26 protein-coding genes are annotated in these 24,749 nt (G+C 64.4%); 7 read left to right on the forward strand and 19 right to left on the reverse strand.

The annotated features are described in order from the left end of the window. Window positions 1-25: 25 nt before the first annotated feature. From RRX38_RS05515 to RRX38_RS05540, 6 genes are all read right to left on the reverse strand, one after another. Window positions 26-1,030 carry a LacI family DNA-binding transcriptional regulator gene (locus RRX38_RS05515; protein ID WP_315961849.1) on the reverse strand — a complete coding sequence of 335 codons (1,005 nt, stop codon included), beginning with the start codon at window positions 1,028-1,030 and terminating at the stop codon, window positions 26-28. A gap of 1 nt (window position 1,031) precedes the next feature. Next, window positions 1,032-2,027, reverse strand: a complete 996-nt coding sequence (locus RRX38_RS05520) for an ABC transporter permease (protein WP_295479315.1) — start codon at window positions 2,025-2,027, stop codon at window positions 1,032-1,034. Further along, window positions 2,024-3,574 (reverse strand): sugar ABC transporter ATP-binding protein, encoded by a 1,551-nt coding sequence (locus RRX38_RS05525; protein WP_315961850.1) that lies wholly within the window; start codon window positions 3,572-3,574, stop codon window positions 2,024-2,026. The genes RRX38_RS05520 and RRX38_RS05525 overlap by 4 nt, the downstream gene beginning before the upstream one ends. A 14-nt stretch (window positions 3,575-3,588) precedes the next feature. Continuing rightward, window positions 3,589-4,548 (reverse strand): sugar ABC transporter substrate-binding protein, encoded by a 960-nt coding sequence (locus tag RRX38_RS05530; protein ID WP_295479307.1) that lies wholly within the window; start codon window positions 4,546-4,548, stop codon window positions 3,589-3,591. A 91-nt stretch (window positions 4,549-4,639) separates the two neighbouring features. Then, a complete protein-coding gene (locus RRX38_RS05535; protein WP_315961851.1) occupies window positions 4,640-5,041 on the reverse strand; it encodes a hypothetical protein in 402 nt (133 codons plus the stop codon). 85 nt (window positions 5,042-5,126) lie between these two features. Further along, on the reverse strand, window positions 5,127-5,351 hold the full coding sequence (locus RRX38_RS05540) for a YgdI/YgdR family lipoprotein (protein WP_315961852.1): 225 nt from the start codon (window positions 5,349-5,351) through the stop codon (window positions 5,127-5,129). 154 nt (window positions 5,352-5,505) lie between these two features. On the opposite strand from RRX38_RS05540, the gene RRX38_RS05545 reads away from it, so the two are divergent. Continuing rightward, window positions 5,506-5,757, forward strand: coding sequence for a DUF1654 domain-containing protein (locus RRX38_RS05545; protein WP_315961853.1), 252 nt, complete (start codon window positions 5,506-5,508; stop codon window positions 5,755-5,757). Window positions 5,758-5,830: 73 nt separating this feature from the next. Here the strand turns inward: RRX38_RS05545 and map are convergent, their stop codons facing one another. From map to RRX38_RS05560, 3 genes are all read right to left on the reverse strand, one after another. Continuing rightward, window positions 5,831-6,622: a type I methionyl aminopeptidase gene (gene map, locus RRX38_RS05550; RefSeq protein ID WP_315961854.1), complete on the reverse strand. Its 792-nt coding sequence runs from the start codon at window positions 6,620-6,622 to the stop codon at window positions 5,831-5,833. After that, a complete protein-coding gene (locus tag RRX38_RS05555) occupies window positions 6,619-6,861 on the reverse strand; it encodes a ParD-like family protein (protein ID WP_315961855.1) in 243 nt (80 codons plus the stop codon). The genes map and RRX38_RS05555 overlap by 4 nt, the downstream gene beginning before the upstream one ends. A 114-nt stretch (window positions 6,862-6,975) precedes the next feature. Then, window positions 6,976-7,188: a hypothetical protein gene (locus RRX38_RS05560; RefSeq protein ID WP_295479289.1), complete on the reverse strand. Its 213-nt coding sequence runs from the start codon at window positions 7,186-7,188 to the stop codon at window positions 6,976-6,978. A 303-nt stretch (window positions 7,189-7,491) separates the two neighbouring features. Here RRX38_RS05560 and RRX38_RS05565 point away from each other — a divergent pair, with 303 nt between their 5' ends. Beyond that, entirely contained in the window at window positions 7,492-7,884 is a 393-nt protein-coding gene (locus RRX38_RS05565) for a Fe2+/Zn2+ uptake regulation protein (RefSeq protein ID WP_315961856.1), read from the forward strand. A gap of 18 nt (window positions 7,885-7,902) precedes the next feature. On the opposite strand, the gene RRX38_RS05570 is transcribed toward RRX38_RS05565, so the two are convergent. After that, window positions 7,903-8,091 carry a hypothetical protein gene (locus RRX38_RS05570; protein ID WP_295479283.1) on the reverse strand — a complete coding sequence of 63 codons (189 nt, stop codon included), beginning with the start codon at window positions 8,089-8,091 and terminating at the stop codon, window positions 7,903-7,905. A 198-nt stretch (window positions 8,092-8,289) separates the two neighbouring features. Here RRX38_RS05570 and RRX38_RS05575 point away from each other — a divergent pair, with 198 nt between their 5' ends. Next, a complete protein-coding gene (locus tag RRX38_RS05575) occupies window positions 8,290-10,101 on the forward strand; it encodes a monovalent cation:proton antiporter-2 (CPA2) family protein (protein WP_315961857.1) in 1,812 nt (603 codons plus the stop codon). A 6-nt stretch (window positions 10,102-10,107) separates the two neighbouring features. Here the strand turns inward: RRX38_RS05575 and RRX38_RS05580 are convergent, their stop codons facing one another. From RRX38_RS05580 to moaB, 6 genes are all read right to left on the reverse strand, one after another. Next, window positions 10,108-11,529, reverse strand: a complete 1,422-nt coding sequence (locus RRX38_RS05580) for an efflux transporter outer membrane subunit (RefSeq protein WP_315961858.1) — start codon at window positions 11,527-11,529, stop codon at window positions 10,108-10,110. Continuing rightward, the gene (locus RRX38_RS05585; RefSeq protein WP_315961859.1) at window positions 11,526-12,581 is read right to left on the reverse strand and encodes an HlyD family secretion protein; all 1,056 of its coding nucleotides are present in this window, start codon (window positions 12,579-12,581) and stop codon (window positions 11,526-11,528) included. Before RRX38_RS05585 ends, RRX38_RS05580 begins: the two co-directional genes overlap by 4 nt. A 19-nt stretch (window positions 12,582-12,600) precedes the next feature. After that, window positions 12,601-14,142, reverse strand: coding sequence for an MFS transporter (locus RRX38_RS05590; protein ID WP_315961860.1), 1,542 nt, complete (start codon window positions 14,140-14,142; stop codon window positions 12,601-12,603). Window positions 14,143-14,289: 147 nt separating this feature from the next. Beyond that, on the reverse strand, window positions 14,290-15,216 hold the full coding sequence (locus tag RRX38_RS05595) for a glycosyltransferase family 2 protein (RefSeq protein ID WP_315961861.1): 927 nt from the start codon (window positions 15,214-15,216) through the stop codon (window positions 14,290-14,292). 85 nt (window positions 15,217-15,301) lie between these two features. Beyond that, the gene (gene glp, locus RRX38_RS05600) at window positions 15,302-16,495 is read right to left on the reverse strand and encodes a gephyrin-like molybdotransferase Glp (RefSeq protein ID WP_315961862.1); all 1,194 of its coding nucleotides are present in this window, start codon (window positions 16,493-16,495) and stop codon (window positions 15,302-15,304) included. A 3-nt stretch (window positions 16,496-16,498) separates the two neighbouring features. Beyond that, window positions 16,499-17,038, reverse strand: coding sequence for a molybdenum cofactor biosynthesis protein B (gene moaB / locus RRX38_RS05605; RefSeq protein WP_295479262.1), 540 nt, complete (start codon window positions 17,036-17,038; stop codon window positions 16,499-16,501). Between the two features lie 79 nt (window positions 17,039-17,117). Here moaB and mobA point away from each other — a divergent pair, with 79 nt between their 5' ends. Beyond that, entirely contained in the window at window positions 17,118-17,735 is a 618-nt protein-coding gene (mobA, locus tag RRX38_RS05610) for a molybdenum cofactor guanylyltransferase MobA (RefSeq protein ID WP_315961863.1), read from the forward strand. A gap of 73 nt (window positions 17,736-17,808) precedes the next feature. Further along, window positions 17,809-18,033, forward strand: a complete 225-nt coding sequence (locus RRX38_RS05615) for a YgdI/YgdR family lipoprotein (RefSeq protein ID WP_295479256.1) — start codon at window positions 17,809-17,811, stop codon at window positions 18,031-18,033. 62 nt (window positions 18,034-18,095) lie between these two features. On the opposite strand, the gene RRX38_RS05620 is transcribed toward RRX38_RS05615, so the two are convergent. Further along, window positions 18,096-18,989 carry a pseudouridine synthase gene (locus RRX38_RS05620; protein ID WP_315961864.1) on the reverse strand — a complete coding sequence of 298 codons (894 nt, stop codon included), beginning with the start codon at window positions 18,987-18,989 and terminating at the stop codon, window positions 18,096-18,098. Between the two features lie 227 nt (window positions 18,990-19,216). On the opposite strand from RRX38_RS05620, the gene RRX38_RS05625 reads away from it, so the two are divergent. Then, window positions 19,217-20,077 carry a shikimate dehydrogenase gene (locus tag RRX38_RS05625; protein WP_410524868.1) on the forward strand — a complete coding sequence of 287 codons (861 nt, stop codon included), beginning with the start codon at window positions 19,217-19,219 and terminating at the stop codon, window positions 20,075-20,077. A 46-nt stretch (window positions 20,078-20,123) separates the two neighbouring features. On the opposite strand, the gene RRX38_RS05630 is transcribed toward RRX38_RS05625, so the two are convergent. Then, a complete protein-coding gene (locus RRX38_RS05630) occupies window positions 20,124-20,792 on the reverse strand; it encodes a TetR/AcrR family transcriptional regulator (RefSeq protein ID WP_315961865.1) in 669 nt (222 codons plus the stop codon). A gap of 110 nt (window positions 20,793-20,902) precedes the next feature. Beyond that, window positions 20,903-22,810, reverse strand: a complete 1,908-nt coding sequence (gene quiC / locus RRX38_RS05635; protein WP_315961866.1) for a 3-dehydroshikimate dehydratase QuiC — start codon at window positions 22,808-22,810, stop codon at window positions 20,903-20,905. Between the two features lie 594 nt (window positions 22,811-23,404). Between quiC and RRX38_RS05640 the strand changes: the two genes are divergently transcribed. Beyond that, a complete protein-coding gene (locus RRX38_RS05640; RefSeq protein ID WP_295479244.1) occupies window positions 23,405-24,733 on the forward strand; it encodes an MFS transporter in 1,329 nt (442 codons plus the stop codon). Window positions 24,734-24,749 lie beyond the last annotated feature (16 nt).

Below are 24,749 nucleotides of genomic sequence, written 5' to 3' on the forward strand. Positions count from 1 at the left end.
TCTAATGTTGGAAAACCCAGCGGCCTCAGCCCTTCGGCGGCGGGGCCGTGGATTCACGGACTACAACGCTGGGACCAACCAGCAGTTTCTCGACCGGTGTCGCGGGGTTGGCAATGCGGCGCAGCAAGCGCTCGGCCGCCGCTTCGCCAAGCTGCGTGACCGACTGGCCCACGGTGGTGAGCGCCGGGTAGACGAAGCGGCTGAGCTGGATGTCGTCGAAACCGATCACCGACAGCTCACGCGGCACCTGGATACCCCGCTCGGCGGCAGCACGCAGGACACCGATGCCGATCATGTCGTTACCGCTGAACACCGCCGTCGGCCGCTCGCCTTCCAGCAAGGCCGTGGCCACCTGATAACCAGCCGGGCTGGTGAACTCGCAATGCAGCATCCATTCGGCCCGCGGGGCGATACCCGCTTCTTGCAAGGCCCGCTGGAAGCCGGCCAGACGCAGTTTCGAGACCAGGGTCCCTGAAGGCCCGGCGATGCAGGCGATGCGCTGGTGACCCAAGGCAAGCAAATGGCGGGTCGCCAGCCAGGCGCCCTGCTCGTGGTCGATACGTACCAGGTCGGCTTCGACGCCATCCAGCTCGCGGTCGACGATCACCGTGGGCGTGCGCACTCCGGCCAGCCCACCCGCGATTCCGGCATCGCCGTCCACGGACGAGACGATCATCCCGTCGACGCGCTTTTCCAGCAGCACCCGCAGGTAACCGCGCTGCTTCTGCGGGTCGTCATCGGAGTTGCAGAGGATCACGCAGAAGCCGTTGCGCTCGCAATGATCCTCGATACCCCGCGCCAGCTCGGCGAAATAAGGGTTCATGCCATTGGGAATCAGCAGGCCGATGGTCGATGTGGCCTTGGCCTTGAGCGAGCGGGCCACGGCGCTGGGCACATAGTCGAGCTGGGCGATCGCCGCCTCGACCTTGCGCCGCACCGCGTCACTGACCGGCCGCGTGTTGTTCAGTACATGGGAAACCGTGGTGTACGAAATACCCGCAAGCGCGGCCACGTCCTTGATGGTCGCCATATCAGCCCTGCTTGCGCGCGCGATGGCTGCGATAAGTGTCCAGCACCACGGCGATGACGATCACCGCACCCGTGATGATGCGCTTGGTCGGCTCGCTGGCGCCGATCTGCGCCAGGCCGGCCGCCAGGACCGAAATGATCAGCACGCCGAAGAAGGTACTGATGATCGAACCACGTCCGCCCATCAGGCTGGTGCCGCCAATCACCACGGCGGCGATCACCTGCAGCTCCAGGCCGGCACCGGCGTTCGGATCGGCCGCTTCCAGGCGGGAAATCTGGAACAGCGCGGCGACCCCGGCAAGCAGGCCCATCAGTGCAAAGACCGCTACCTTGTACGGCTTGGGGTTGATCCCGGCCAGACGCACGGCCTCTTCGTTGGTACCAATGCCGATCAGGTAGCGACCGAACACCGTGCGAGTCAGCACCGCCTGGGCGAAGAAGATCACCAACAGGGCGATCAGGAACGACGGCGCGATGCCAAAGGCGATAGGGTCGGACAGCCAGGCGAACGAGTCGCCAATGTAGGCGGTGCGCGAATTGGTCATCTGGTAGGCCAGGCCACGAGCCATTTCCAGCACGCCCAGCGAGACGATGAACGAAGGAATGCGCCAGGCCACGGTGATGGTCCCGGTCACCGCGCCGGCCAGGGTGGCGCAGGCCATGCCCAGCAAGGCGGCCGGCACCACGCTCCAGCCCCAGCCGAGAATCGCCACGCTGACCGCCGAGGCGGCAAGCGCGAGCACCGAGCCGACCGACAGGTCGATCCCGCCGATGATCAGCACCAGGGTCATGCCCACGGCCAGGACCATCAGGTCGGGAATCTGGTTGGCCAGGGTGCTGAAGGTCTGGTAGGAGAGAAAGTGATCGCTGAGCAGGGAGAACAGCACGATCATAGCCAGCAAGGCGCCGGCGAGCCCGAGGTAGGTACCCAGGCCGAAATACTGGCCACCGCGCCGGACGGGCTGCGGCAGGGCCTTGGAGTCAGTGGAAACGTTCATTGGGCATTCCCGGATGCGGCCTGGTCGGGCCGAACAGCCTGTTGTTGATAGCCGGCGAACGCAGCCGCCAGCAGTTGATCCTGGGTCCAGCTGTCACGCTCGAAGGTGTCGATCAGGCGACCGTCAGACAGCACTGCGATTCGGTCACAGAGCAGCATCAGCTCGCGCAGGTCGCTGGACACCACCACCAGCGCCCTGCCCTGACGGGCCAGTTCGCCGAACAGCGTATAGATGTCGAACTTGGCACCGATGTCGATGCCACGCGTCGGCTCATCGAAGAGCATCACCGGGCAGTTGCGCTCCAGCCAGCGGCCGATCACCACCTTCTGCTGGTTGCCACCGGACAGTTGACCGACTTCCTGGTCTGCATCGCTGCAGCGAATGCGCATCGCGTCTACCTGACGCTGCGCCAGCGCTCGTTCACGTTGCGGACTGATGACCTGCAAGCGAGCGATCTCGGGCATGTTGCCCAGGGCCACGTTGGCACTGATGCTCTGCGACAGCAGCAGGCCCTCGCCCTTGCGATCTTCGCTGATCAAGGCGATGCCATGCTGCACCGCGTCGCTGGGCGAGCGGATGTTCGCCCGCCGCAACGGCTGGCCGACCTCCACATGGCCGCTGTCGGCACGATCGGCGCCGTAGATCAGGCGCAGCAGCTCGGTGCGTCCGGAACCTACCAGGCCGGAGATGCCCAGAATTTCTCCACTGCGCACCTGCAGCGAGACATCCTCGACCTTGCCACGCCGACCAAGGCCCTTCACCGCCAGCGCCACTTCACCAATCGACCGCACCCCCAGATCGAGATGTTCGCCCAGCTCACGACCGACCATCAGCGCCACCAGCTGCTGGCTGTTGTAGCGGCTCATTGGCTCGACGCAGACCAGACGCCCATCGCGCAGCACGGCAATACGCTGGGCCACGCGAGCCAGTTCCTCCAGACGGTGAGAGATGTAGATGATCGACACGCCCCGCGCCCGCAACCGGGAGATCTGCTCGAACAGCAGCTCCACCTCACGGGCGGTGAGCATGGCGGTGGGCTCATCGAGAATCAGCACCCGGCAATCCCCGATCAGGTTGCGGGCGATCTCCACCATCTGCTGGTGACCGATGCCCAACTCACCGACCAGGGCATCCGGGTCGATATTGTCGAGGCCGACCCGCGCCATGGCTTCGACCGCCTGGGCGCGCAGCCGCTTGCGGTCGATCCAGCCGGCCCGCCGTGGCAGATTGTCGAGAAACAGGTTCTCGGCCACGGTCAGGGTCGGCAGCAGGTTCAGCTCCTGCATGACCATACGCACGCCGAGTTTCTCGGCGTCGGTGCGACTGGTCGGCGCATAGGCCTGCCCCATGTAGGTCATCTGCCCGGCGGAAGGCACCACCAGACCACCGATGATCTTCGACAGCGTGCTCTTGCCCGCGCCATTCTCACCAGTCAGGGCCAGGACCTCGCCACGCAGCAGGCTCAGCTCGACATCCGCCAGCACCGGCTGGGCGTAGGTCTTGCCGACACCATGCACGGACAGCACGGTTTCAGGGGATGCCGACATGCGATGCTCCGGATTCACTTGGGCTGGGTAACCAGTTCGACCGGGGTCTGGATGACACCGTCGACAGCACCCAGCGGCTCACCCTTGAGCGACTTGAGGGCCGCTTCGATGCCGAACACCGCCTGCTTGGCGGCAAACTGGTCAGCAGTGGCCAGGACACGACCGTCCTTGAGCATCGGCTTGATCGCGTTGATGTTGTCGTAGCCGACGATCTTCACCTTGCCGGCCTTGCCAGCGGCGCGTACGGCGGACACCGCACCCAGGGCCATGCTGTCGTTGCCGGCCAGCAATGCCTTGAGGTTGGGGTACTCGTTCAGCATGGCCGAAGCCACCGCGTTGCCCTTGTCGATTTCCCAGTTGCCAGACTGCACGGAAACGATCTTCATTCCCGCGGCCTGCATGGCATCCTGGAAGCCAGCGGTGCGCTGCTGGGCATTGGTAGTCGTGGAAACGCCTTCGATGATGCCGACCTCGTCACCCTTCTGCAGCTGCGCGGCCAGGTATTCACCGACCAGACGCGCACCCTTGCGGTTGTCAGGCCCTACGAAGGGCACGTCGAGGTTCTTGCTCTTGAGGACCGCAGGGTCGAGCTGGTTGTCGATGTTGATGACCTTGATGCCAGCATCGGTGGCTTTCTTGATCACCGGCACCAGGGCCTTGGAGTCGGCGGGCGCGATGACCAGCGCATCGACGCGAGAAACGATCATCTGCTCGACGATACGGATCTGGCTGGCGGTGTCGGACTCGTCCTTGATGCCGTTGGAAATCAGGTCAAAATCGGCGGCGTGTTCTTTCTGGTAGGCTTTGGCGCCGTCTTCCATGGTCAGGAAGAACTCATTGGCCAGGGATTTCATGACCAGTGCGACCTTGGGTTTGTCGGCAGCCTGGGCAGGCAGGGAGGACAGCGAAGCGAGGGTGGTGGCAGAGGCGAACAGCGCGACAGCCAGCAGGCGTCCAGCGAAGGGCAGCTTCATGAACACATCTCCGATGTTGTGATTATTCTACGGGCGCAAACGTTTGCGATCGGCTCACTATCGGAAAGGTTTCAAATTTTGTCAACTACTCTCAGGCGGTGGCGCGCACGCCTGGCAGGGTCATCCTGCTCAACGTGCTGACCAACAGACCGGAAACCAGCTGGATATCACTGTTGGTCACCATGATCTGGCGTTGCAGGCTGAGGATCCGCGGGAGACGTACGATATCCGGCTGCGGCGAGCTGAGTGCAGCTTTCAGCTCCTGACGCAGACGCCGCAGTTGCTCATGCAGATCGGCGAGGCGGTCGACCAGCGTGTCGACGGCTTTGCCCAGGCCGGAACCCTTCTTGCCACCCGAAGCCGATGTCTGCTGCACGGGCGTCAGCAAGGGTGATTCACGCTCCTGCTCGCCGGAAACAGCGGAGGCCCCGCCGCTCGATGCAACGGTCCCGACATTGACTACAGGCGCTGGCAGTCCGATTGACAGCGACATGTTCACTCTCCTGTACGACTCGAATCTGTGGAGAGGTCATCGGCCGCCCAGCGCCTTTCTTCAGTACCGCCTGGCGCTCAGGCGATCAATCGGCAGGCCTGACGGTCGCCACGTCGGCAGCAGGCAGCCGCACACGCTTGCCTGAAATGTCCGTGAACTCATAGAAACCGTCCGCCGTACGGGTTTTCGGCGTGTCTTTGCTGATGTACTGGGTACCATCCTGCAACGTCACCACCGAAGGCGTAGAACAGCCAGCCAGCATGAGGGCTGGAAGGACGAGCGTCAGCAAGGTGCGGGTACGGATATTCATGAGCACTCCTGGAACATTGACGGATCACAGGAACCTTTGAAGCCAAAAGCCTGATGAGGTTCAACAGGCTCCCGCCACCGAGCCAGGATCAGGATTGCCAAAGCCAGACCATTCAAATACTGTATGCACATACAGCAAACCAGGAAGCACTCACGTGGCACAACAGAACGCAGCGACCGCCGCCCTGCCCGGCTCGTATGAACGTCTCGGCATGCGCATCCAGAAGATCATCAATTCTCCGGCTGCGCAGAAAGCACGCACCGCCCTGCTGCTGCGCCAGGCGGGCGATCTGGACGAAGACTGGGGGCGCTTGCTGGAAGAAATCGCCGAAAATGACAACGTGACCCTGGCCTGGCGAGATGATGGTGGCGTACAGCTGTTCTGGACGCTGCCAGCGGAAGACTGATCTGCCCCGCAGGCTTGCTGGGCCATAACGTCGCAAGACGCAAGGCCCAGGCTATTGGGCTGAATCCCGACGGTCAGACAGCGGGATAGTCGCCAGTGCCATCCGGCCAGGGCGTCAGCAGCTCGTAGCCGGTCTCGGTCACCGCCACCATGTGCTCCCACTGCGCCGAGAGCGAAAGGTCACGGGTCAGCACGGTCCAGCCATCATCGAGAGTGCGGGTACCGGGTTTGCCAGCATTGATCATTGGCTCGATGGTGAACACCATGCCCGGCTTGAGCCGCAATCCCTTGCCTGGCGAGCCGTAGTGCAGCACTTGGGGCTCTTCATGATAGACCCGACCAATACCATGACCACAGTACTCACGCACCACGCTGAAGCCTTCCCGGTGCGCCACCGTCTGGATTGCATGACCGATATCCCCCAGGGTCGCGCCCGGGCGCACGGCACGAATACCGGCACAGGTCGCCTCGTAGGTGGTGTCTACCAAACGCTTGGCCAGAGGACTGACCTCCCCCACCAGGTACATGCGGCTGGTATCGCCGTACCAGCCATCCTTGATGACCGCTACGTCGATATTGACGATATCGCCATCCTTGAGTATGTCGGTCGCCGAGGGAATGCCATGACACACCACGGCGTTGGGCGAAATGCAGGTGGTCTTGGTGAAGCCGTGATAACCGACGTTGGCTGGGATGACTTTCAGTTCATTGACGATGTAGCGATTGCAGATGTCGTCCAGCGCCTGCGTGCTGACGCCTGCCTTGACGTGTGGCGCGATCATCGCCAGCACATCGGCCGCCAGACGACCGGAGATGCGCAGCGCAGCCAGATCCTGCTCGGTCTTGATGGAAATACCACGGCTCATGAGGCCGCCTTGACGGCAATAGCCGCATCCAGGACCTGCACGCCCGCCGCCATACCGCCGTTACCTTCGGTATTGAGCAGCAACTGACAGATATCGCTGTAGGAAAGGGACGGATTGAGTTCGGCCAGCATGCCGACCCGCATCCAGTGCTCAGCCTGGGCATTGATCGAGCGGCTGAATGCTGCGCTGGCACAACGCACATTGGCGTGCATGTGCTCGGAAATCTTGACGAGACCCATGGGGTGCTCCTGCCGGAAAATAAATGAATCATATACGTTTCATATATTTTCGAACAAGCAGGATTACAAAGCACGCAGGGTGCCAACTCGGCACCCCGGCCCTACCTGGCCCCGTCAGGCGATGCGCCGGACCTCTTCCAACTCTGGCAAAGGACGGGACTCACCCGGATGACCCAGCGCATCGGCCATGGCCAGCTGCGACTCGAAGAGATTGAAGCGCCGCATGGCCGCTGCGAGCGCCAGGAAGTCTTCACGCTGCATCTCTTCGAAAAGGCTGCTATACCGTGACTCGCTGGAAACAGACTGGGGAAGGAACTTGGCAGACATCATCGAAACCCTCGAATACTGTATGCACGTACAGTATTCGAGTTTTCCCTGATCGGCAAGCCAGCGAGCGACGAATGGTGCGTTCTCGGCTCGCACTCACCCTGGGGCAGGGTCGAATCATCGCTCGTACACATCCTGAATAATCTTTCATGAACGGCCACAGCCCCCCGCCACAAGGGAGGAGCGGGGGTTATTGGGGTTCAGGCGAATATTTTTTGCCTGGCGCCGATGTGGTTTTCGCGCACTCATTCGTCTTATTGAATGTGAACCGAAAAAGATACGCGCCTGAAAGGGAGTTTGTGCATGCTCAACCGCCAAGGAAACACCACCCGCGCCATGCTGAGGCAGACGACGAACGCCGCACGGCACACCGCCGCTGCGCCTGACCAGGAGCGCGGCAGCAATGACCAGATCAGGGCGCTGCTCAAGGCCTTCGGGCTGCGCACCAGCCTGGTTCGGCTCAAGGTGCTGGATACACTGCTGGCCGCCAGCACCCAAGGCCAGGCACTCGGTGTGCGCGGCATTCACAGCCAGCTGGTACGCCTGGACGTGCCCCTGTCCTTCCTGAGCGTGCGTGAAGTGCTCAAGCGCCTGTGCGACGAGGGCGTGATCGTGCTGGGCGACGACAAGACCTACTCGCTGCACTCCCGCGCCCTGCACTGGCTGGACATCGACCCTGGGTCGGCAGTGCCTTGAGCACGGTTTGCGGCTGACTCAGCGCCGGACCTTGCGGCGCATGATGCCGTTGAGGACCACCACCAGCACGGCCACGCCGATGGCGATGTACTGGAAGGTTTTCTCGCTGATGACCCCAGCCGTCTGCAGATGGGTCAGGCCCAGCATGATGGCCAGTACGCCCAGGGCGATGAGGATCGAGTAGATCAGACGTTGTTTATTGCTCATGAGGATTTCCATCGGTTCGATACAGGCAGCGCAAGGCTACACCAAAGCCTGCCTATGTTACGCCGATAGGTCGTTGTCGGCACGACTCGCCGGCTCGGTGCGACGCCAACGGCGTTGCCCTGCTCCCGCCGCCTGTGTTTAATGCGCGCTCCATTCAGGCGCAAGGCCTGAGCCCGATGCCCAGCAAGGAGTTTCACCATGGCCCATGAAGGCAGCCTGCTCCAGGCCGCTGTCGTCTTTCTTCTAGCCGCCGTACTGACCGTGCCCCTGGCCAAGCGCCTGCAACTGGGTTCCGTGCTCGGTTACCTGTTCGCCGGGGTCATCATCGGTCCCTCGGTGCTGGGGCTGATCGGAAATCCGGAAAGTGTCAGTCATATTTCCGAGCTTGGGGTGGTATTGCTGCTGTTCATCATCGGCCTGGAGCTGTCGCCGAAACGTCTGTGGGTGATGCGCAAGGCGGTGTTCGGCGTTGGCATGCTGCAGGTGCTGCTGTGTGGCGTGGTGATCGGCGGCGTCGCCCTGCTGGCCTTCGACCAGCCATTGAATACGGCCATCGTGCTGGGCCTGGGCCTGGCCCTTTCATCGACCGCCTTCGGGCTGCAGAGCCTGGCCGAACGCAAGGAACTGGCCAGCCCGCACGGACGAACCGCATTCGCCATCCTGCTGTTCCAGGACATTGCCGCCATTCCACTGATTGCCCTGGTACCGGTGCTGGCCGGTGCCAGCCAGAACCTGGCCCCTGGGGAGAACCTCAACCATGCCGTGGAAGTGGTCGGCAGCATCGCCATCGTGGTGATCGGCGGCCGCTACCTGCTGCGCCCGGTTTTCCGCATCGTGGCACGCACCAAGATCCAGGAGGTGTCTACCGCCACGGCCCTGCTGGTGGTAATCGGCACCGCCTGGCTGATGGAGCTGGCAGGCGTGTCTATGGCCCTGGGTGCCTTTCTGGCCGGCCTGCTGCTGGCCGACTCCGAATACCGCCATGAACTGGAAGCACAGATCGAGCCCTTCAAGGGCCTGCTGCTGGGCCTGTTCTTCATCAGCGTGGGCATGGGCGCCAACCTCAGCCTGTTGCTGCGCGAACCGGTGATCGTGCTGGGCCTGACCCTGCTGCTGGTCGCCATCAAGCTGCCGCTGCTGTTCTTCATCGGTCGTATGGCGGCCGGCCTGCAACGCCCCAGCGCCCTGCAACTGGGCCTGGTGCTGGCAGCCGGCGGAGAGTTCGCCTTCGTGGTGTTCAAGCTCGGCAGTGCCCAGGGCCTGTTCGAAAGCCGGGTGTACGACATTCTGGTACTGACCATCACCCTGTCGATGGCCATCACGCCCCTGCTGTTCATGGTCCTGGCCCGCTGGCTCAAGCCGCGCACCAAGGCCACCCCGGTGCCGGAGGAATACCGCGACATCCATACCGACAGCCCGCGTGTGGTGATCGCCGGCATGGGCCGCATGGGGCAGATCGTGGCGCGGATCCTGCGCGCCCAGCACATCCCCTTCGTAGCGCTCGACACGGCCGTGGAAACCATCGAATTCACCCGCAGCTTCGGCAATGTGCCGGTGTTCTACGGCGACCCGCTGCGTCCGGAAATCCTCCGTGCGGCCAAGGCTCATGAAGCGGAGTTCTTCGTCATCGCCACCGATGACCCGGACACCAACATCAAGACCGCCGAACTGGTGCGCAAGCTCTATCCGCACATCAAGATCATCGCCCGGGCGCGCAACCGCCAGCACGTGCACAAGCTGATCGATGTCGGCGCCCACGCCGTGCGCGAGACCTTCCACTCCAGCCTGGAAATGGGTCGCCAGACCCTGCTCGGCCTGGGGCTGTCGCAGGCCCAGGCCAATGCCCGCATCGAGCGCTTCAAGCGCCACGACGAGGAGGTGCTGGCCGCGCAGCACGAGGTCTACGACGATGCGGCCAAGGTGCTGCAGACCGCCCTCGAGGCGCGCGCGGAACTGGAACAGCTGTTCGAGGCCGACCGCCTCGACGAACAGGCCGCCGTCAAGCCTTGAGTCGGGCTACCAGCCCCCGCCCAGCGCCGTGTACAGCGCTACCAGCGCCTGGGCCTGGGTGGTCGAGCTTTCGACCCACTGCTGCTGGGTACTGAGCAGCGCACGCTGCACCGACAGCACATTGAGAAAATCCGCCGCGCCTGCGACATACTGCCGTCTGGCGGTCTGCAAGGCCGCCTGGTTGTGATTGACGGCCTCCTGCAGCTTGCGCTGCTGCAACTGGCTGGCGTTGTACAGGCTCATGCCGTCGTCGATCTCCTGCCAGGCGCGCAACACCGTCTGCTGGTAGGCCAGTGCCGCCTCCTGCTCCTGAGCTTCACGCATTTGCAACTGGCCGCGCAGACGCCCGCCCTCAAAGATCGGCAGGCTGAGTTGCGGGCCGAAAGCGAACTGCCGGGCACCCCAACTGCCGAGGTCCGACAGCTGCAAGGTCTGCAAGCCGACATTGCCGGACAAGGTGATGCGCGGATAGAAATCCGCCTTGGCCACGCCGACGCTGGCCGTGGCGGCATGCAGGCGAGCCTCGGCGCGGCGAATGTCCGGGCGTCGCTCGGCCAGCTCTGACGGCAGGCCCACGGGAATCTGCACCGGCACCGCCGCCATCTGTACCGGTTTCTGCAATTCGTTCTGCAAGGCGCGAGGCGCCTGGGCCAACAGCAACCCCAGCGCATTGATCAGTTGTGCCTGGCGCTGCTCCAGCACCGGCAGGCGCGACTCCATGCCGGAAACTTCCGCAGCCGCTTCGGCGACGTCCAGGTCGGTGGCCACGCCGTCCTGCAGGCGCACCTGAGACAACTTCAGGCTGTTGCGTGCCAGCGCCAGGTTCTCGCGAGTCACTGCCAGGCTGTTCTGCACGCCGCGCAGGGCCAGGTACTGGCGCGCCACCTCGGCCTGCAGCGCCAGTTGCGCGGCGCGGCGATCGTGCTCGGCCATTTCTACCTGGGCGCCAGCGGCCTCGTTCTGGCGCCGCACGCGCCCCCACATATCCAGCTCCCAACTGGCGGTCACGCCGGTATCCCACTGTTCGAACGGCGCCCGCCCCTGCTCGCCGGAGGGGTCATTCAAGCCCTTGGCGCTGTTGCGCTTGCGCTGGTAACCCAATTGGCCGTCGACCTTCGGCAGCCGCTCACCGGCGGTCACCCGGTACGCCGCGCGGCTCTGCTCCAGACGCATGGCGGCCATGCGCAGGTCGAGGTTGGACGCCGTGGCGCGATCGATCAGCGAAGACAGCAGCGGGTCGTGGAAGACCTCCCACCAACGCGCATCGATCGGCGCGCTCACCGGACGGCTCACCGCCTGTTCACCCTGCTGCGGCAACCACTCCACGTACGATGCGGACGATGGGCGCTGGAAGTCCTCGCCCACCTGGCAGCCCGTGATCGTGGCGCAGACAAGCAGGGCCAGGCCGATACTCACTAGCGGCCTCATCGCGCCACCACCGGCTGGCCAGTGGGTGCGGCGGAGGTTTCGATGCTTGCCTCGACCGACATGCCGACGCGCAGCTTGCGCGCCAGGGGCTGGTCCGGCTCCAGAACGATCTTCACCGGAATACGCTGCACCACCTTGGTGAAATTACCCGTGGCGTTGTCTGGCCGAACGGCAGCGAAGGTCACGCCGGTGGCCGGGGCGATGCTGTCGACATGCGCCTTGAGCACTGCGCCGGGGTAGGTGTCGATGCGCAAGTCCACCGGCTGCCCGACGCTGACATCGGTCAATTGGGTTTCCTGGAAATTGGCTAGCACATAGGCCTGCTGCAGCGGCACCACGGACAACAGCCGGGTGCCGGGCATCACGTAGTTGCCGACACGCAGCGCACGCTCGCCAACCATGCCGTCGACAGGCGCAACGATCTGCGTATAAGACAGCTGCAGGCGCGCCTGGTCGAGCGCTGCGCCGGCACGCTGCAAGGCAGCCTCGGCGCTGTGCAATTGTGCGGTGAGAATATCCACCTGCTTGCGCTCTGCCTCCAGGCTGGCCTGCGCACTGGTGTGCTGGGCATTGGCGGTCTCGATACGAGTGCGCGCCTGCTGGGCGTTCTGCAGCGTACCGGCGCCAGCACCGGCCAGGTGCTCGTAGCGCGTGCGCTCCTGTGCGGCGAAGGTCACGGCCGCCTGGCTGGCCTTGAGCGCCGCCTGGGCACGGGCGATCACCGAATCCTGGCGTTCCAGCAAGGCACGGATTTCATCACGCCGGGCCACGGCGGCCTGTTGCTCGGCCTCGGCAGCGTCCAGCGCCGCCTGCAGGTCACGGTCATCGATGCGTGCCAGCACTTGTCCGGCCTTGACCGCCTGGTTGTCCTCCACCAGCACCTGGCTGATGAAACCGGACACCTTGGGGGCCACCACCGAGTAGTCGGCGGCGATGAATGCATCGTTGGTGCTTTGTCGGTCACCCTGGCCGGCCAGGGCATACAGGCCAAGGCCAGTGACCAGGATGGCGCCTGCGCAGACCGCCAGGGTCTGCCGGGACGTCAGTTTCATGGGGTCTCTCCGAAAAAAGTCAGTTCGATGCCCGCGGCGGATATACGCGCCGGGTCATGACCGGAATCAGCAGGATCAGGGCGACAGCCAGCCAGCCCATGCAGTAATAGAGGTCGGCACTGGTCAGCACCACAGCCTGCTCGTGCAGGCGCCGCGCCAGGGCCTGGGTGTTTTCACCGGCGGCGAGCCAGGGGGCATTGCCGAGCCGGTCGACCAGGTGGGTCGAGTGGAAATGCTCGCGTCGCGTGGTCAGCACCTCCAGCAAGCCGGTGGCCAGCGCCGTGGACAGCCCGCGCACGGTATTGAACCAGGCCGACGCAAACGGCCCGTCGGGCGGCGCGATACCGCTGGTGGACTGGATCAGCAACGGCAGCACGGCCATCGGCTGGCCGAACACCTGCAGCACTTGCAGCAGGTAGAAGTTGTCGCGGATCCACGCCGAGGTCATCTGCATCGCCAGCGCGCAATGCAGCCCCAGCAGCAACAGACCCAGGCACAGCACCCAGCGGCAGTCCACCCGGCGGATGTTGCACAACGCGGCCACCAGCGGCAGCACCAGCAACTGCGGCAAGGCCACCAGCAGGGTCAGCGGCGCCGTCTGCAAGGGCCGGTAACCATGCACCTGGGCCAGGTAGGCTGACGGTATCGAGGCCACGGCACTGAGCACCACCAGCACCCCGGCGAGGGTCAGCAAGGCGTGCGAGAGGTTCCCCCCCGCCAGCAGGCGCAAGTTGAAGAACGGCACCTCGACGAAACATTCGCTGACCAGAAACAGCCCCATCAACACCAGGCCGCCGCCGAGCAGCCAGCTGATCAGCGACGACTCGAACCAGTCCAGACGGTTGCCCTGCAACAGCCCCAGCACGGTCATGACGATCGCCGGCAGGCCGAGCAGCAGGCCGCGCCAGTTGAAACGACGCAAGCGCTCGAGGCGCGGCGGATCCTGGACGATGCCATGGGAGATCGCGAGCATCGCCACCAGACAGGGCGGGATGACCTGCCAGAACGTCCATTGCCAGTTGAAATACTCGACCCACAAGGCGGCCAGTGGCGTCCCCAGGCCCGGGCCGAAGGTGGCGGTCAATGCGTAGCCGGCCAGGCCGAAGATCTTGATCGGCGGCGGCAGAAAGCGTAGCGCCACGGTCATCAACATCGGCGGCAGGCAGCCGGCCGCCAGGCCCTGCAGCATGCGCAGCACCAGCAGGCTTTCCTGGTTCGGTGCCAACGGACACAGCAGCGCCAATGCCACGAAGACGCTGATCGCCCCCAAGGTGAAGCGCCGCAGCGAAAGCGTCACCGCGAACCAGGGCGCAAAGGCCATGGCCGCCACCGAACTGGCCGAATACCAGGCGATCAGCCAACTGGCCTCATCGGCGCCGATGAACATCGCGCCGCGGATATCGGCCATGGCGATCCGCGTGACGCCCTCGTTGATGCCCGCCACCAGCACCGCGAGCAACACGCCCAGCAGGCCGATCAGCCGCTCAAGCCCGAACGCCGGGGCGGCGGGGGCAACGGGCCGTGTCGCTTCGGCGAGGGCAGGCGTGGCAAGGGAGGTCATGTACGGACAATCCGGGTCATTGGATACCCGGGCAGTCTAAAGAGCGCTGGCGTTCAGGAAAATTGACATTCTGGCAGTTTATAAGTGCACCAGACGCAAATGTGTCGAGGCCTGGATTGCTCTTCGAGCGTGCACTGCGGACGGCGGTCAGGCGTAGGGGCTGTCCCAGAAACGCTTGTACATGCCCAGGCGCTTCTTCCAGCGGCTGGGCAGGCGCCGTTCCTGGCGGCTCAGCTTGTAGGCGACCAGCTTCAGCGCGTTGCGCAGGATCGATGCCGGCCACCACCACCAGCGCCGCACGCCGATATACGCCAGCTCCGACTTCACATAGCGCATGCCCTCGCCGGCGATGCCACCGAAGTGCTCATAGATCCAGGCCTCTCGGCACTGGAACACGCCAATGTCGAAGTAGCGCCGGAACTCTTCGGCCAGGCTGTAGTTGTGCGAATGCCGGCACACCGCCGAGCCTTCATAGGCGACCTTCCAGCCGCCGAGCAGCATCTTCGCCGCCACGTACATGTCTTCCGAGAGAATCACGTGACGCGGAAAACCGCCCACAGCCATCAGCGCATCACGCCGGTAGGCGGCGAAGGAATTGGACATGAAGGGGGTCTTGATCCCCAGTTGCGGGGCATCGTCGAGGGTCTTGATACGTGACACCGACGGGTAGTTGAACAGCCGCGCATGCTGGGCCAGCAGGTTGGCATCCTTGTGCGGCAACTGCCGGCCACAGACCGCGCCGACCCTGGGGTCGGCGAACGGCAGCAGGATGTTGGCGATGGCGTCCTGCTGCTCCAGGTAGGCGTCCTGGGTCATGTACACATACACGTCGTAATGCTCGAAACGCTCGACCATCATCTGCCGCGTGCCGCCGTGATTGAACTCGCGGCTGTCGATGACCACCACGTTGGCACAGCGTGACTGTGCCAGCTCGCGGCTGCCATCGCTGGAGCTGGAGTCGACGATCAGGGTGTCGAACGTCGCGCTCTGGCGCTGCAGCGAGTCCAGCAAGCGTTCGAGATCGCGACGTCCGTTATAGGTGGGAATGACACAGGCCACACGCAAAGACTGCATAACAATACTCCAGGGCATGATCCAGGGCCCAACTTGTCAGCCAGTGTGAGGTTAGCTCATGCGTTCCCGGCTCACCATGGCGCACTCAACCCAGCAGTTCGCTGAAGGGAATGAAAGCCACCGGGTCGCCCTCCACCAACACCGCCCCCTCGCGCACCTCGATCAATCCATCGGCCCAGGCAGCGCTGCGCAGCACCCCGGAACTCTGGTTGCCGTAAGGCACCGCACGCCCCTGTTCAAGACGGCCGCGCAGGTATTCGCGCCGAGTGCCCGGCTTGTTCCAGGCAAATCCCGCTGGCACGTGGAACTGCAGCGGCGCAACCGCCTCGACGCCCTGGCGCCGTAGCAGGTAAGGCCGGGCCAGCAAACCGAAGGTCACCAGGGTCGAGGCCGGATTACCAGGCAGGCCCAGCACCGGCACGCCCTTGTAATGGCCGAAGGTCAGGGGTTTGCCCGGCTTGATCGCCAGCTTCCACAGCGCCAGCTCGCCTTCCTCGCGCAGGACCTGGCCGAGAAAGTCCGCCTCGCCCACCGATACGCCGCCGGAAGACAGGATCAGGTCGACGTCGCCAAGACCGGCCAGCGCCTGGCGGGTCAGGTCCAGATCGTCCGGCAGGATCCCGGCATCCACTACCTCGCAGGCCAGCGCCCGCAGCCAACTGCACAGCACAGTGCGGTTACTGTTGTAGATCTGCCCCGGCCCCAGCGGCTGCCCCGGCTCGACCAACTCGTCGCCGGTAGACAGCACCGCCACCCGCGGGCGACTGATCACCGCCAGCTCGGCGATACCCAGCGAGGCCAGCAGGCCCAGCTCCACCGGCCCCAGGCGGGTACCGGCTGCCAGCACCCGGTCACCGACACGGGATTCCTGGCCCTGAGGGCGGATGTTCTGCCCGGGCTTGAGCGCCTGCAACAGGCGCACCCGACCGTCGTCGAGCAGCTCGGCGTTTTCCTGCATCTCGACGCAATCGGCGCCTTCAGGCAGCGGCGCACCGGTGAAGATGCGCGCGCAGGTGCCTGGCTGCAGCGGCTCAGGCGCCTGGCCGGCGAAGACGCGCTGGCTGACCACCAGCGGCGCACCGCCCGCGTCGGCAACCCGCAAGGCATAGCCATCCATGGCACTGTTCGGCCAGGGCGGCAGGTCCAGGCCGGCGATGACTTCATGCGCCAGCACGCGCCCCTGGGCTTGCGCCAAGGGCAGGGTTTCACAGTTTTCAATGGGCTTGGCGGCAGCGCTGGCCAGCAGGCTGGCGAGGGCCTGTTCGACAGGAATCAGCATCGCTCAGCCCCGCGTGCCACAGGGCTCGGCTTTCTTCAGGTGGGCCACGAAGTTGCACGGGCGAAAGCGCGAATCCAGTTGCTGGGCGAGGATGCCGTCCCAACCGGTACGCACCGCGTTGGTCGAGCCCGGCAGGCAGCACACCAGGGTGCCATTGGCCAGGCCGGCCAGTGCGCGGGACTGAATGGTCGAGGTGCCGATATCCGGCACCGAGATCTGCCGGAACAGCTCGCCGAAGCCATCGACCTGTTTGTCGAGCAGGCAGGCCACCGCTTCAGGGGTGCTGTCGCGACCGGTGAAGCCGGTCCCGCCCGTGATCAGTACCACCTGTACGTCATCGTCGGCGATCCAGGTGGCGACCTGGGCGCGGATCTTGTACAGATCGTCCTTGAGCAGCACGCGGGCGATCAGCCCGTGGCCAGCGGCGCTCAGGCGGTCGACGAACATCTGCCCGGAGCTGTCGGTTTCCAGGGTGCGGGTATCGCTGACGGTGAGCACGGCGATGTTGAGAGGGACGAAAGGCGTATCGGGCTTGACGCTCATGAACACGAGATCCGGTTGTGGAGTGGGCAGGCCGGTGTTATACCACAGCGCTGCTCACCACCGCCGAACCGGACGCTCCATGCCGCCCAGCACGACACCTCCCCGCCCCCTGCCACCCTGCTCGATCCTTCTGCTGGCCGGCGGCCAGGGCCAACGCATGGGCGGCCAGGACAAGGGCCTGCTGAGCTGGCGCGGCAAGCCGCTGGTGGAGACCTTGCACGCCCTGGTGCGCCCGTTGACCGACGACCTGATCATTTCCTGCAACCGCAACCAGGCGCGCTACCAGCCTTACGCCGACCGCCTGGTGGGCGATGCCGAGCCGGGCTTCCACGGTCCGCTGGCAGGCATTCGTGCTGCCCTGCCGATGGCCCGTCACGACTTCCTGCTGGTGCTGCCCTGCGACGTACCGCAGCTCGACCGCCAACTGTGCGACGATCTGCGCCGCCAGGCGGCAGAACATCCCGGACAACCGGTGATGGTCCGTGAGGGCGAGCACTGGCAGCCCCTGCTGTGCATCATTCCCACCTGCCATGCGGCGCTGCTGGAGGCTGCCTGGCAACGTGGCGAGCGCAGTCCGCGTCGCGCGCTGCAACCCCTGCGGCCAGTGGCGCTGCAATGCGCCGAAGGCGACCCGCGGCTGGCCAATCTCAATACGCCCGAGCTGCTGCGCCAGGCCGACCCTGCGCCGGACCATTGACCAACCCCGGGAACTTGCGACTAAGCTGCACGTCTTAGTCGTCTGTAACCAGCATCCATCCGGAGATACAGCCATGAAACACAAGACCCTTCCTGCCGCCTTCCTGCTTGCTCTGGGGCTTGCCTCGCTGGCCGGCTGTGCCTCGCCAACCGTGATCACCCTCAATGACGGGCGCGAGATCCAGACTGTCGACACGCCCAAGTTCGACGAAGATTCCGGTTTCTACGAGTTCCAGCAACTCGATGGCAAGAAGACCCGCGTGAACAAGGATCAGGTGCGTACCGTCAAGGACCTGTAAGCCTTACCTGCCGGGCGAAGTGTGCTTCGAACGCTTCGCCCTCCCCGCCTCGCCCGCCTCGCCTACTGAAATTCCAGCCGCAAACGGCTCTCGAACACCCTGTCCTCGCCACTGAGCGGATCCTTGAAGCGCAGCCCGCGTGCCAGCAACTGCAAGGGCCGCTGGAAGTCTTCTGCGAGCACCTTGTCGACCTGCGGATAGAACGCGTCATGCCGGATCGGCGCCCCCAGTGCCGCCATGTGCACACGCAACTGATGCTTCTTGCCGGTGACCGGGAACAGCCCGTAGCGCCACCAGGCATCCTGACGTTCCAGGACCTCCAGGCGAGTCAGGGTATTGGGCGCGCCGTCAGCCTCCTGCATGCGAAAGAACGGCTCGCCATCCACCAGACGACTGGCGTGCTCGCGAGGAAAGTCCAAGTGCGGCAAGGCAGGTGCAATGGCTTCGTAGTACTTGTCGATGTTCCGGGTACGAAACAGCGCCTGGTAGGCCGAGCGACTGCCCGGGTGGGCGGAGAACAGCACGATGCCCGCCGTGTGTCGATCGATGCGATGCAGCGGCACCAGGTGCGGATTGTCCAGGCGCTTGATCAGGCGCCGCAGAAGGGTCTGCTCGACGTACTCGCCCGACGGAATGACTGGCAGAAAATGCGGTTTGTCGGCGACCACCAGATGCTCATCGACATGCACGACGGTCTCCTGCACCGGAATCGGCATCTCGTTGGGCACTTCGCGAAAGTAATGCACCTTCATCCCCTCGCGATAGCCCAGCGCGACGCTGATCGGCTGCCCGTCGGCATCCAGCACCCGCCCCCTGGCAAAGCGATCCAGCCACTGCGCCCGGTCGATCGCCGGAAAGCGTGCGCACAGGCAGTCGAGCACGGTGTGCCATGGGCCAGGAGGCAGGCACAGGGTGCTGGCCTGATGCCGGGCGGGGTTGAACGGCGAATCGGTCATGCGTGGGCTCGGTATGCTCGAAAAGCGCCGATTATCCCTGAAGCCTGCGCGCCAGGCGACTGCCGTCGGCCAAACGCAGACTGGGCGATCAGCGAACAGATTCCGCGGCAGGCTCTGGAACGCCCCATGCGCGCCTATTAACCATCTGGTACATTCCTCGACACGCATCCTGCACCCACGCGGGCGCTCAGCCCGAGCGGTGCCGTACAACAACAAGAGAGTTTCCCATGAGCCAGATTCAACGACCTTCCGTGCTCGTCGGCCTGATCGGTGCCGGCATCCAGGCTTCGCGCACCCCGGCGCTGCATGAGCATGAGGGCGACGCACAAGGCCTGCGCTACCTGTACCGGCTGATCGACATCGATGCGCTGGGCCTGGACAGCCACGCCCTGCCCAACCTGCTCGAAGGCGCACGCACCAGCGGCTTCACTGGTCTGAACATCACCTTCCCCTGCAAGCAGGCGGTCATTCCGCTGCTCGATGAGCTATCGGCCGAGGCCCGTGGCATCGGCGCGGTCAACACCGTGGTGTTCAAGGATGGCAAGCGCATCGGCCACAACACCGATTGCCTGGGCTTCGGCGAGGGCTTCAAGCGCGGACTGGACGGCGCTGCGCGTCGCCTGGTGGTACAGATGGGTGCCGGAGGTGCCGGCGCGGCTGTAGCCCACGCACTGCTGAGCGAAGGCGTCGAACGCCTGAGTATCTTCGAAGTGGACAGCGAGCGCGCCCGCGCCCTGGTCGACAACCTCAACGCGCATTTCGGCAGCGGCCGTGCCCAGGTGGGTCATGACCTGGCCAGCACCCTGGCTGCCGCCGACGGCCTGGTCAACACTACGCCAGTGGGCATGGCCAAGCTGCCCGGCATGCCCCTGCCCGGCGAACTGCTGCACGGCGGACTCTGGGTCGCGGACATCATCTACTTCCCGCTGGAGACCGAGTTGCTGCGCCAGGCCCGTCAGTTGGGCTGCCGCACCCTCGATGGCACCACCATGGCGGTGTTCCAGGCGGTGAAGGCATTCGAACTGTTCACCGGCCAGGCCGCTGACGCCGAACGGATGATGGCGCACTTCCATTCCATGCCGGCCTGAACCGCGCCGGTCGCGCCCCGTCAAGCTGCGGGGCACGGCCTTGTACTCAACGCTGCAGGTAACGCAGCACCGAGTCGCAGATCATGGTCTTGTGGCGCTGCTTGATCTGTTCGTCAGCCAGTTCGATCTTGAAGATCGCCCCCAGGGTGTGACGATTGGACACGCGATGAAAGCAGAACGAAGTCATCAGCATGTGCAGGTCCACCGCATCCACGCCTTCGCGGAATACCCCACTGGCTTCGCCGCGCCGCAGGATGGCGTCCAGGGTGCGGATGATGTTCAGGCTCTGCGCATGGATGGCCTCGGACTGCTTGACGTTCTCGCCATTGAGGATGTTCTCGTTGCACACGATGCGCACGAAATCGACGTTGCGGTCATGGTGATCGAAAGTGAACTCCACCAGGCGACGGATCGCCGCGTGGGGCTCCAGGTCGTCGAGGTGCAGGTGCCCTTCGGTGGTACGGATGTCGCCGTAGAGCTTCTCCAGCACCTGGACGTAGAGCTCTTCCTTGCTGCCGAAGTAGTAGTAGATCATCCGCTTGGATGTGCGGGTGCGCTCGGCGATGGCATCGACCCGCGCCCCGGACAGGCCACGGGCTACGAATTCGGCGACGGCCGCCTGAAGGATGTCTTCGCGGGTCTTTTCCGGGTTGTTCTTGCGGCTCTTGCGCAGCGTGTCGGCAGGCGGCGCGGCGGAGTCGGTCATTGTATTCATTATTGGCTCACGAGCACGGTTTAGCCGGCGATTATGAAGCCCTGCGCCGGTGCGTGGAAGCCCACCGCCAACGCCCGGTACGTGCCGGGCGGCGGGGGCAGACAAGCGCCCTACAGACGGGCCTTGGGCGCGGCGCCGCTGCGGGCCTTGGCCATGGCGGCCAGGCGCACCGGTACGTTGGCCGCGCCATAGCCAGCGTAGCCGTTCTTGCGCTGGATGATTTCGAAGAAGAAGCGCCCATCGAACGCCTCGGTGTACACGTGAAACAGCTCGCCACCCTGGCTGTCGCGGTCATAAAGGACGTTGTAGTAGGCCAGTTCGCTGAGGAACTCGTCGTCGAAATCCAGGCGCGCCGCCAGGTCGTCATAGTAGTTCAGCGGAATCTCCAGCAGCGGCACACCGGCCTCCTTGGCACGCCGCACCTCGGCGAAGATGTCCTCGCACGAGAACGCGATGTGATGCACGCCAGAGCCGCGATAGGTGGACAGCGCGTGGGAGATGGCCGTGTTGCGGTTCTCCGAGATGTTCAGCGGCAGGCGCACGCTGCTGCAGCGGCTGCGCAGTGCGCGGCTCTTCACCAACCCATAGGGGTCGGGGAGTACCACCTCATCGTCGGCCTCGAAGTCCAGCAGCCCTTTGTAGAACAGCACCCAGCTGTCCAGGCTGTCGGCCGGCAGGGCCATGGCCATGTGGTCGATACGCTGCAGGCTGCCCTGGGGCAGCGCGGCGCTGTCGATGACGAAGTCGCTGTCGTAGATCGACTGCCCCGGCTCGGCGCGGTCCACCAGGTAGATGAGGCTGCCGTCCGGCGCTCGCACCGCTGGCACCTCGCGCTCGTTGGGACCGACCAGGCCGCGATACGGCTGGCCCTTGAAGGCCCGCGCTCGCTCCAGGGCCTGCGGTGCATCCGCGACGCGCAAGGCCGTGGCGCACAGCGACGGGCCATGGGCTTCGAAGAAACCGTGGGCAAAGGAATAGGGCTCGGCGTTGAGCACAATACGGATATCGCCCTGCCCCATGAGCTTCACCGCCTTCGAGCGGTGCTTACCCAACCGGGCGAAACCCAGCCGTTCCAGCCAGCCCTGCAGGCGTGCGCTGTGGTCTTCGTCGACCGCGAATTCGAGAAACTCGATACCGTCCAGCGGGCTGGCCGGCGGCGGATTGAACAGCAGTTGCGGCTCGACCGCCGCGTCCTGCTCGGCCAGCAGTTGACGGGTCTTCTCTTCCAGATAAAGCAGCGAGCGAAAGCCATCGGCGGCATTGGCGCGGGTCGGTGCGGCGCGGAAACCGTCGTTGAACACCTCCAGCGACAGCGGGCCGGTGTAGCCACTGCGCAGGATCGGTGCGAGGAAGCCCGCCAGGTCGAACTCGCCCTGCCCGGGGAAGCAACGGAAGTGCCGGCTCCACTCCAGCACATCCATGGCCAGCAGCGGTGCATCGGCCATCTGCACGAAGAAGATCTTGTCGCCGGGAATCTGCGCGATGGCGCTGGGGTCGCCCTTCAGCGACAGGGTGTGGAAGCTGTCGAGCAAGACACCCAGTGCCGGATGGTCAACGGCCTGCACCAGGTCCCAGACCTGCTGCCAGGTATTCACGTGCCGTCCCCAGGCCAGCGCCTCATAGCCGATGCGCAGGCGCCGGGCATCGGCGCGTTCGGCCAGCAGGTGCAAGTCATCGAGCAGCACGCTGCGCTCGCCCAGGGAGTCAGCGGCGACGTTGCTGCACACCAGCACCAGGTCGGTACCCAGCTCCTGCATCAGGTCGAACTTGCGCTCGGCACGGTCGAGGTTGCGCTGCAGGCGGTCGCGGCGGCAGCCCTCGAAATCGCGGAACGGCTGGAACAGGGTAATGGCCAGGCCCAGGTCGGCGCACATCTGCCGCACGTTACGCGGGCTGCCGTCGTAGTACAGAAGGTCGTTTTCGAAAATCTCGACACCGTCGAAACCGGCCGCGGCGATGGCTTCGAGCTTTTCAGGCAAGGTACCGCTCAGGCAAACGGTGGCAATGGAACGCTGCATATTATTGTACTCCTGGACGAGCGCGGCTCAGGGGCCGCCACTAGATCGCGCCGCCTGCCAGGCCAAGGGCCTGGACGCAGAACGGGCAAGTTTTCAGTATTCGCATGCCGCCTGTCACAGGCAACCTGTTATGTACGAACCGGTTAGTTTTTCGTTCGTTTATCGAACAAAACCCAAAATGCTTGATTGACGGCGATTTGCGCAACGCACAACATCTGTTTCGCAGTGTGACGAATCAGCCTGACCCTTTCGTCTCGTTCTGCCTTGTTTGTCGCTGTGCCCGATGAACCTCCATAACAATTTCAAGAACAGGATACTGCTCATGCGCGCCCTCCCCGACTCTCCCGCACGCACGCTTCCACCCACTGAGACTTCCAACAGACGAACCTGTTCGACCATTTAACTGGTCAACTCGGATCGCCTGCAGCATTCTTGCGCGCTCGCTCCTCGCGTCAGCCCCTGCGCCACGCCCCTGGGTCCAAGGCCCCCGATGGCGACGACACAGAACCGGCCTGACGGTCTGCGGTACAGCGAGTTGTTTCTCAGTCCGGCTGGCGCCCATGGCGCAGTCCTGGAACGGATGATCGAACCATCATGCTCAACACACAGACCAACCCCCTGGCCAGCGCCGCACGCGCCGGCATCGGCGACAAGATCCGCGGCGCCATGGCCGTGGGCAAGACCCGCTGGGGCATGCTCGCCCTGGTGTTTCTCGCCACCACCCTGAACTACATCGACCGCGCCGCCCTGGGTGTCATGCAGCCTATCCTGGCCAAGGAAATGAGCTGGACGACCATGGACTACGCCAACATCAACTTCTGGTTCCAGGTCGGCTATGCCGTCGGCTTCCTGCTGCAGGGTCGCTTTATCGACAAGGTCGGCGTCAAGCGCGCCTTCTTCCTCGCCGTGCTGCTATGGAGCGTCGCCACCGGCGCCCACGGCCTGGCCACCTCGGCAGTCGGTTTCATGGTCTGCCGCTTCATCCTCGGCCTGACCGAAGCGGCCAACTACCCGGCCTGCGTGAAGACCACCCGGCTGTGGTTCCCGGCCGGCGAGCGTGCGGTCGCCACCGGCATCTTCAACGCCGGCACCAACGTCGGTGCGATGATCACCCCCGCCCTGCTGCCCATCATCCTCAGCGTCTGGGGCTGGCAAGCGGCATTCCTGGCCATGGGTTTCCTGGGCCTGTTCTGGGTCGTGGCCTGGCGCCTGAAGTACTACAACCCTGAAGAGCACCCGACCGTCAGCAAGGCCGAGCTGGACTACATCAACCAGGCGAAAGAGCCCGAGCCGGTCAAGGTGCCGTTCTCGCACATTCTCAAGATGCGCGGCACCTGGGCCTTCGCCCTGGCCTACTCGATCACCGCACCGGTGTTCTGGTTCTACCTGTACTGGCTGCCGCCGTTTCTCAACCAGCAATACAGCCTGGGCATCAGCGTGACGCAAATGGGCATCCCGCTGATTCTCATCTGGCTGACCGCCGACTTCGGCAGCATTGGCGGCGGCGTGCTGTCGTCCTGGCTGATCGGTCGCGGCATGAAGCCCAGCAAGGCGCGCCTGGTGTCGATGCTGACCTTCGCCCTGACCATCTGCAGCGTGGTGTTCGCCGCCAACGCCAGCGGCCTATGGGTCGCGGTACTGGCCATCGCCCTGGCGGTCGGCGCGCACCAGGCCTGGACCGCGAACATCTGGAGCCTGGTGATGGACTACACGCCTAAGCACCTGATGAGCACGGTGTTCGGCTTCGGCGGAATGTGCGCGGCGATCGGTGGCATGTTCATGACCCAGATCGTGGGAGCGGTCCTCACCGCCACCAACAATAACTACAGCATTCTGTTCATGCTGATTCCGTCGATGTACTTCATCGCCCTGACCTGGATGTACTTCATGGCACCGCGGGAAGTGCCGGACCTGAAAGACTGATCAACCCGGCAGGCAA

The organism is Pseudomonas sp. DTU_2021_1001937_2_SI_NGA_ILE_001, from assembly GCF_032463525.1.
In the GTDB taxonomy this organism is placed as follows: domain Bacteria; phylum Pseudomonadota; class Gammaproteobacteria; order Pseudomonadales; family Pseudomonadaceae; genus Aquipseudomonas.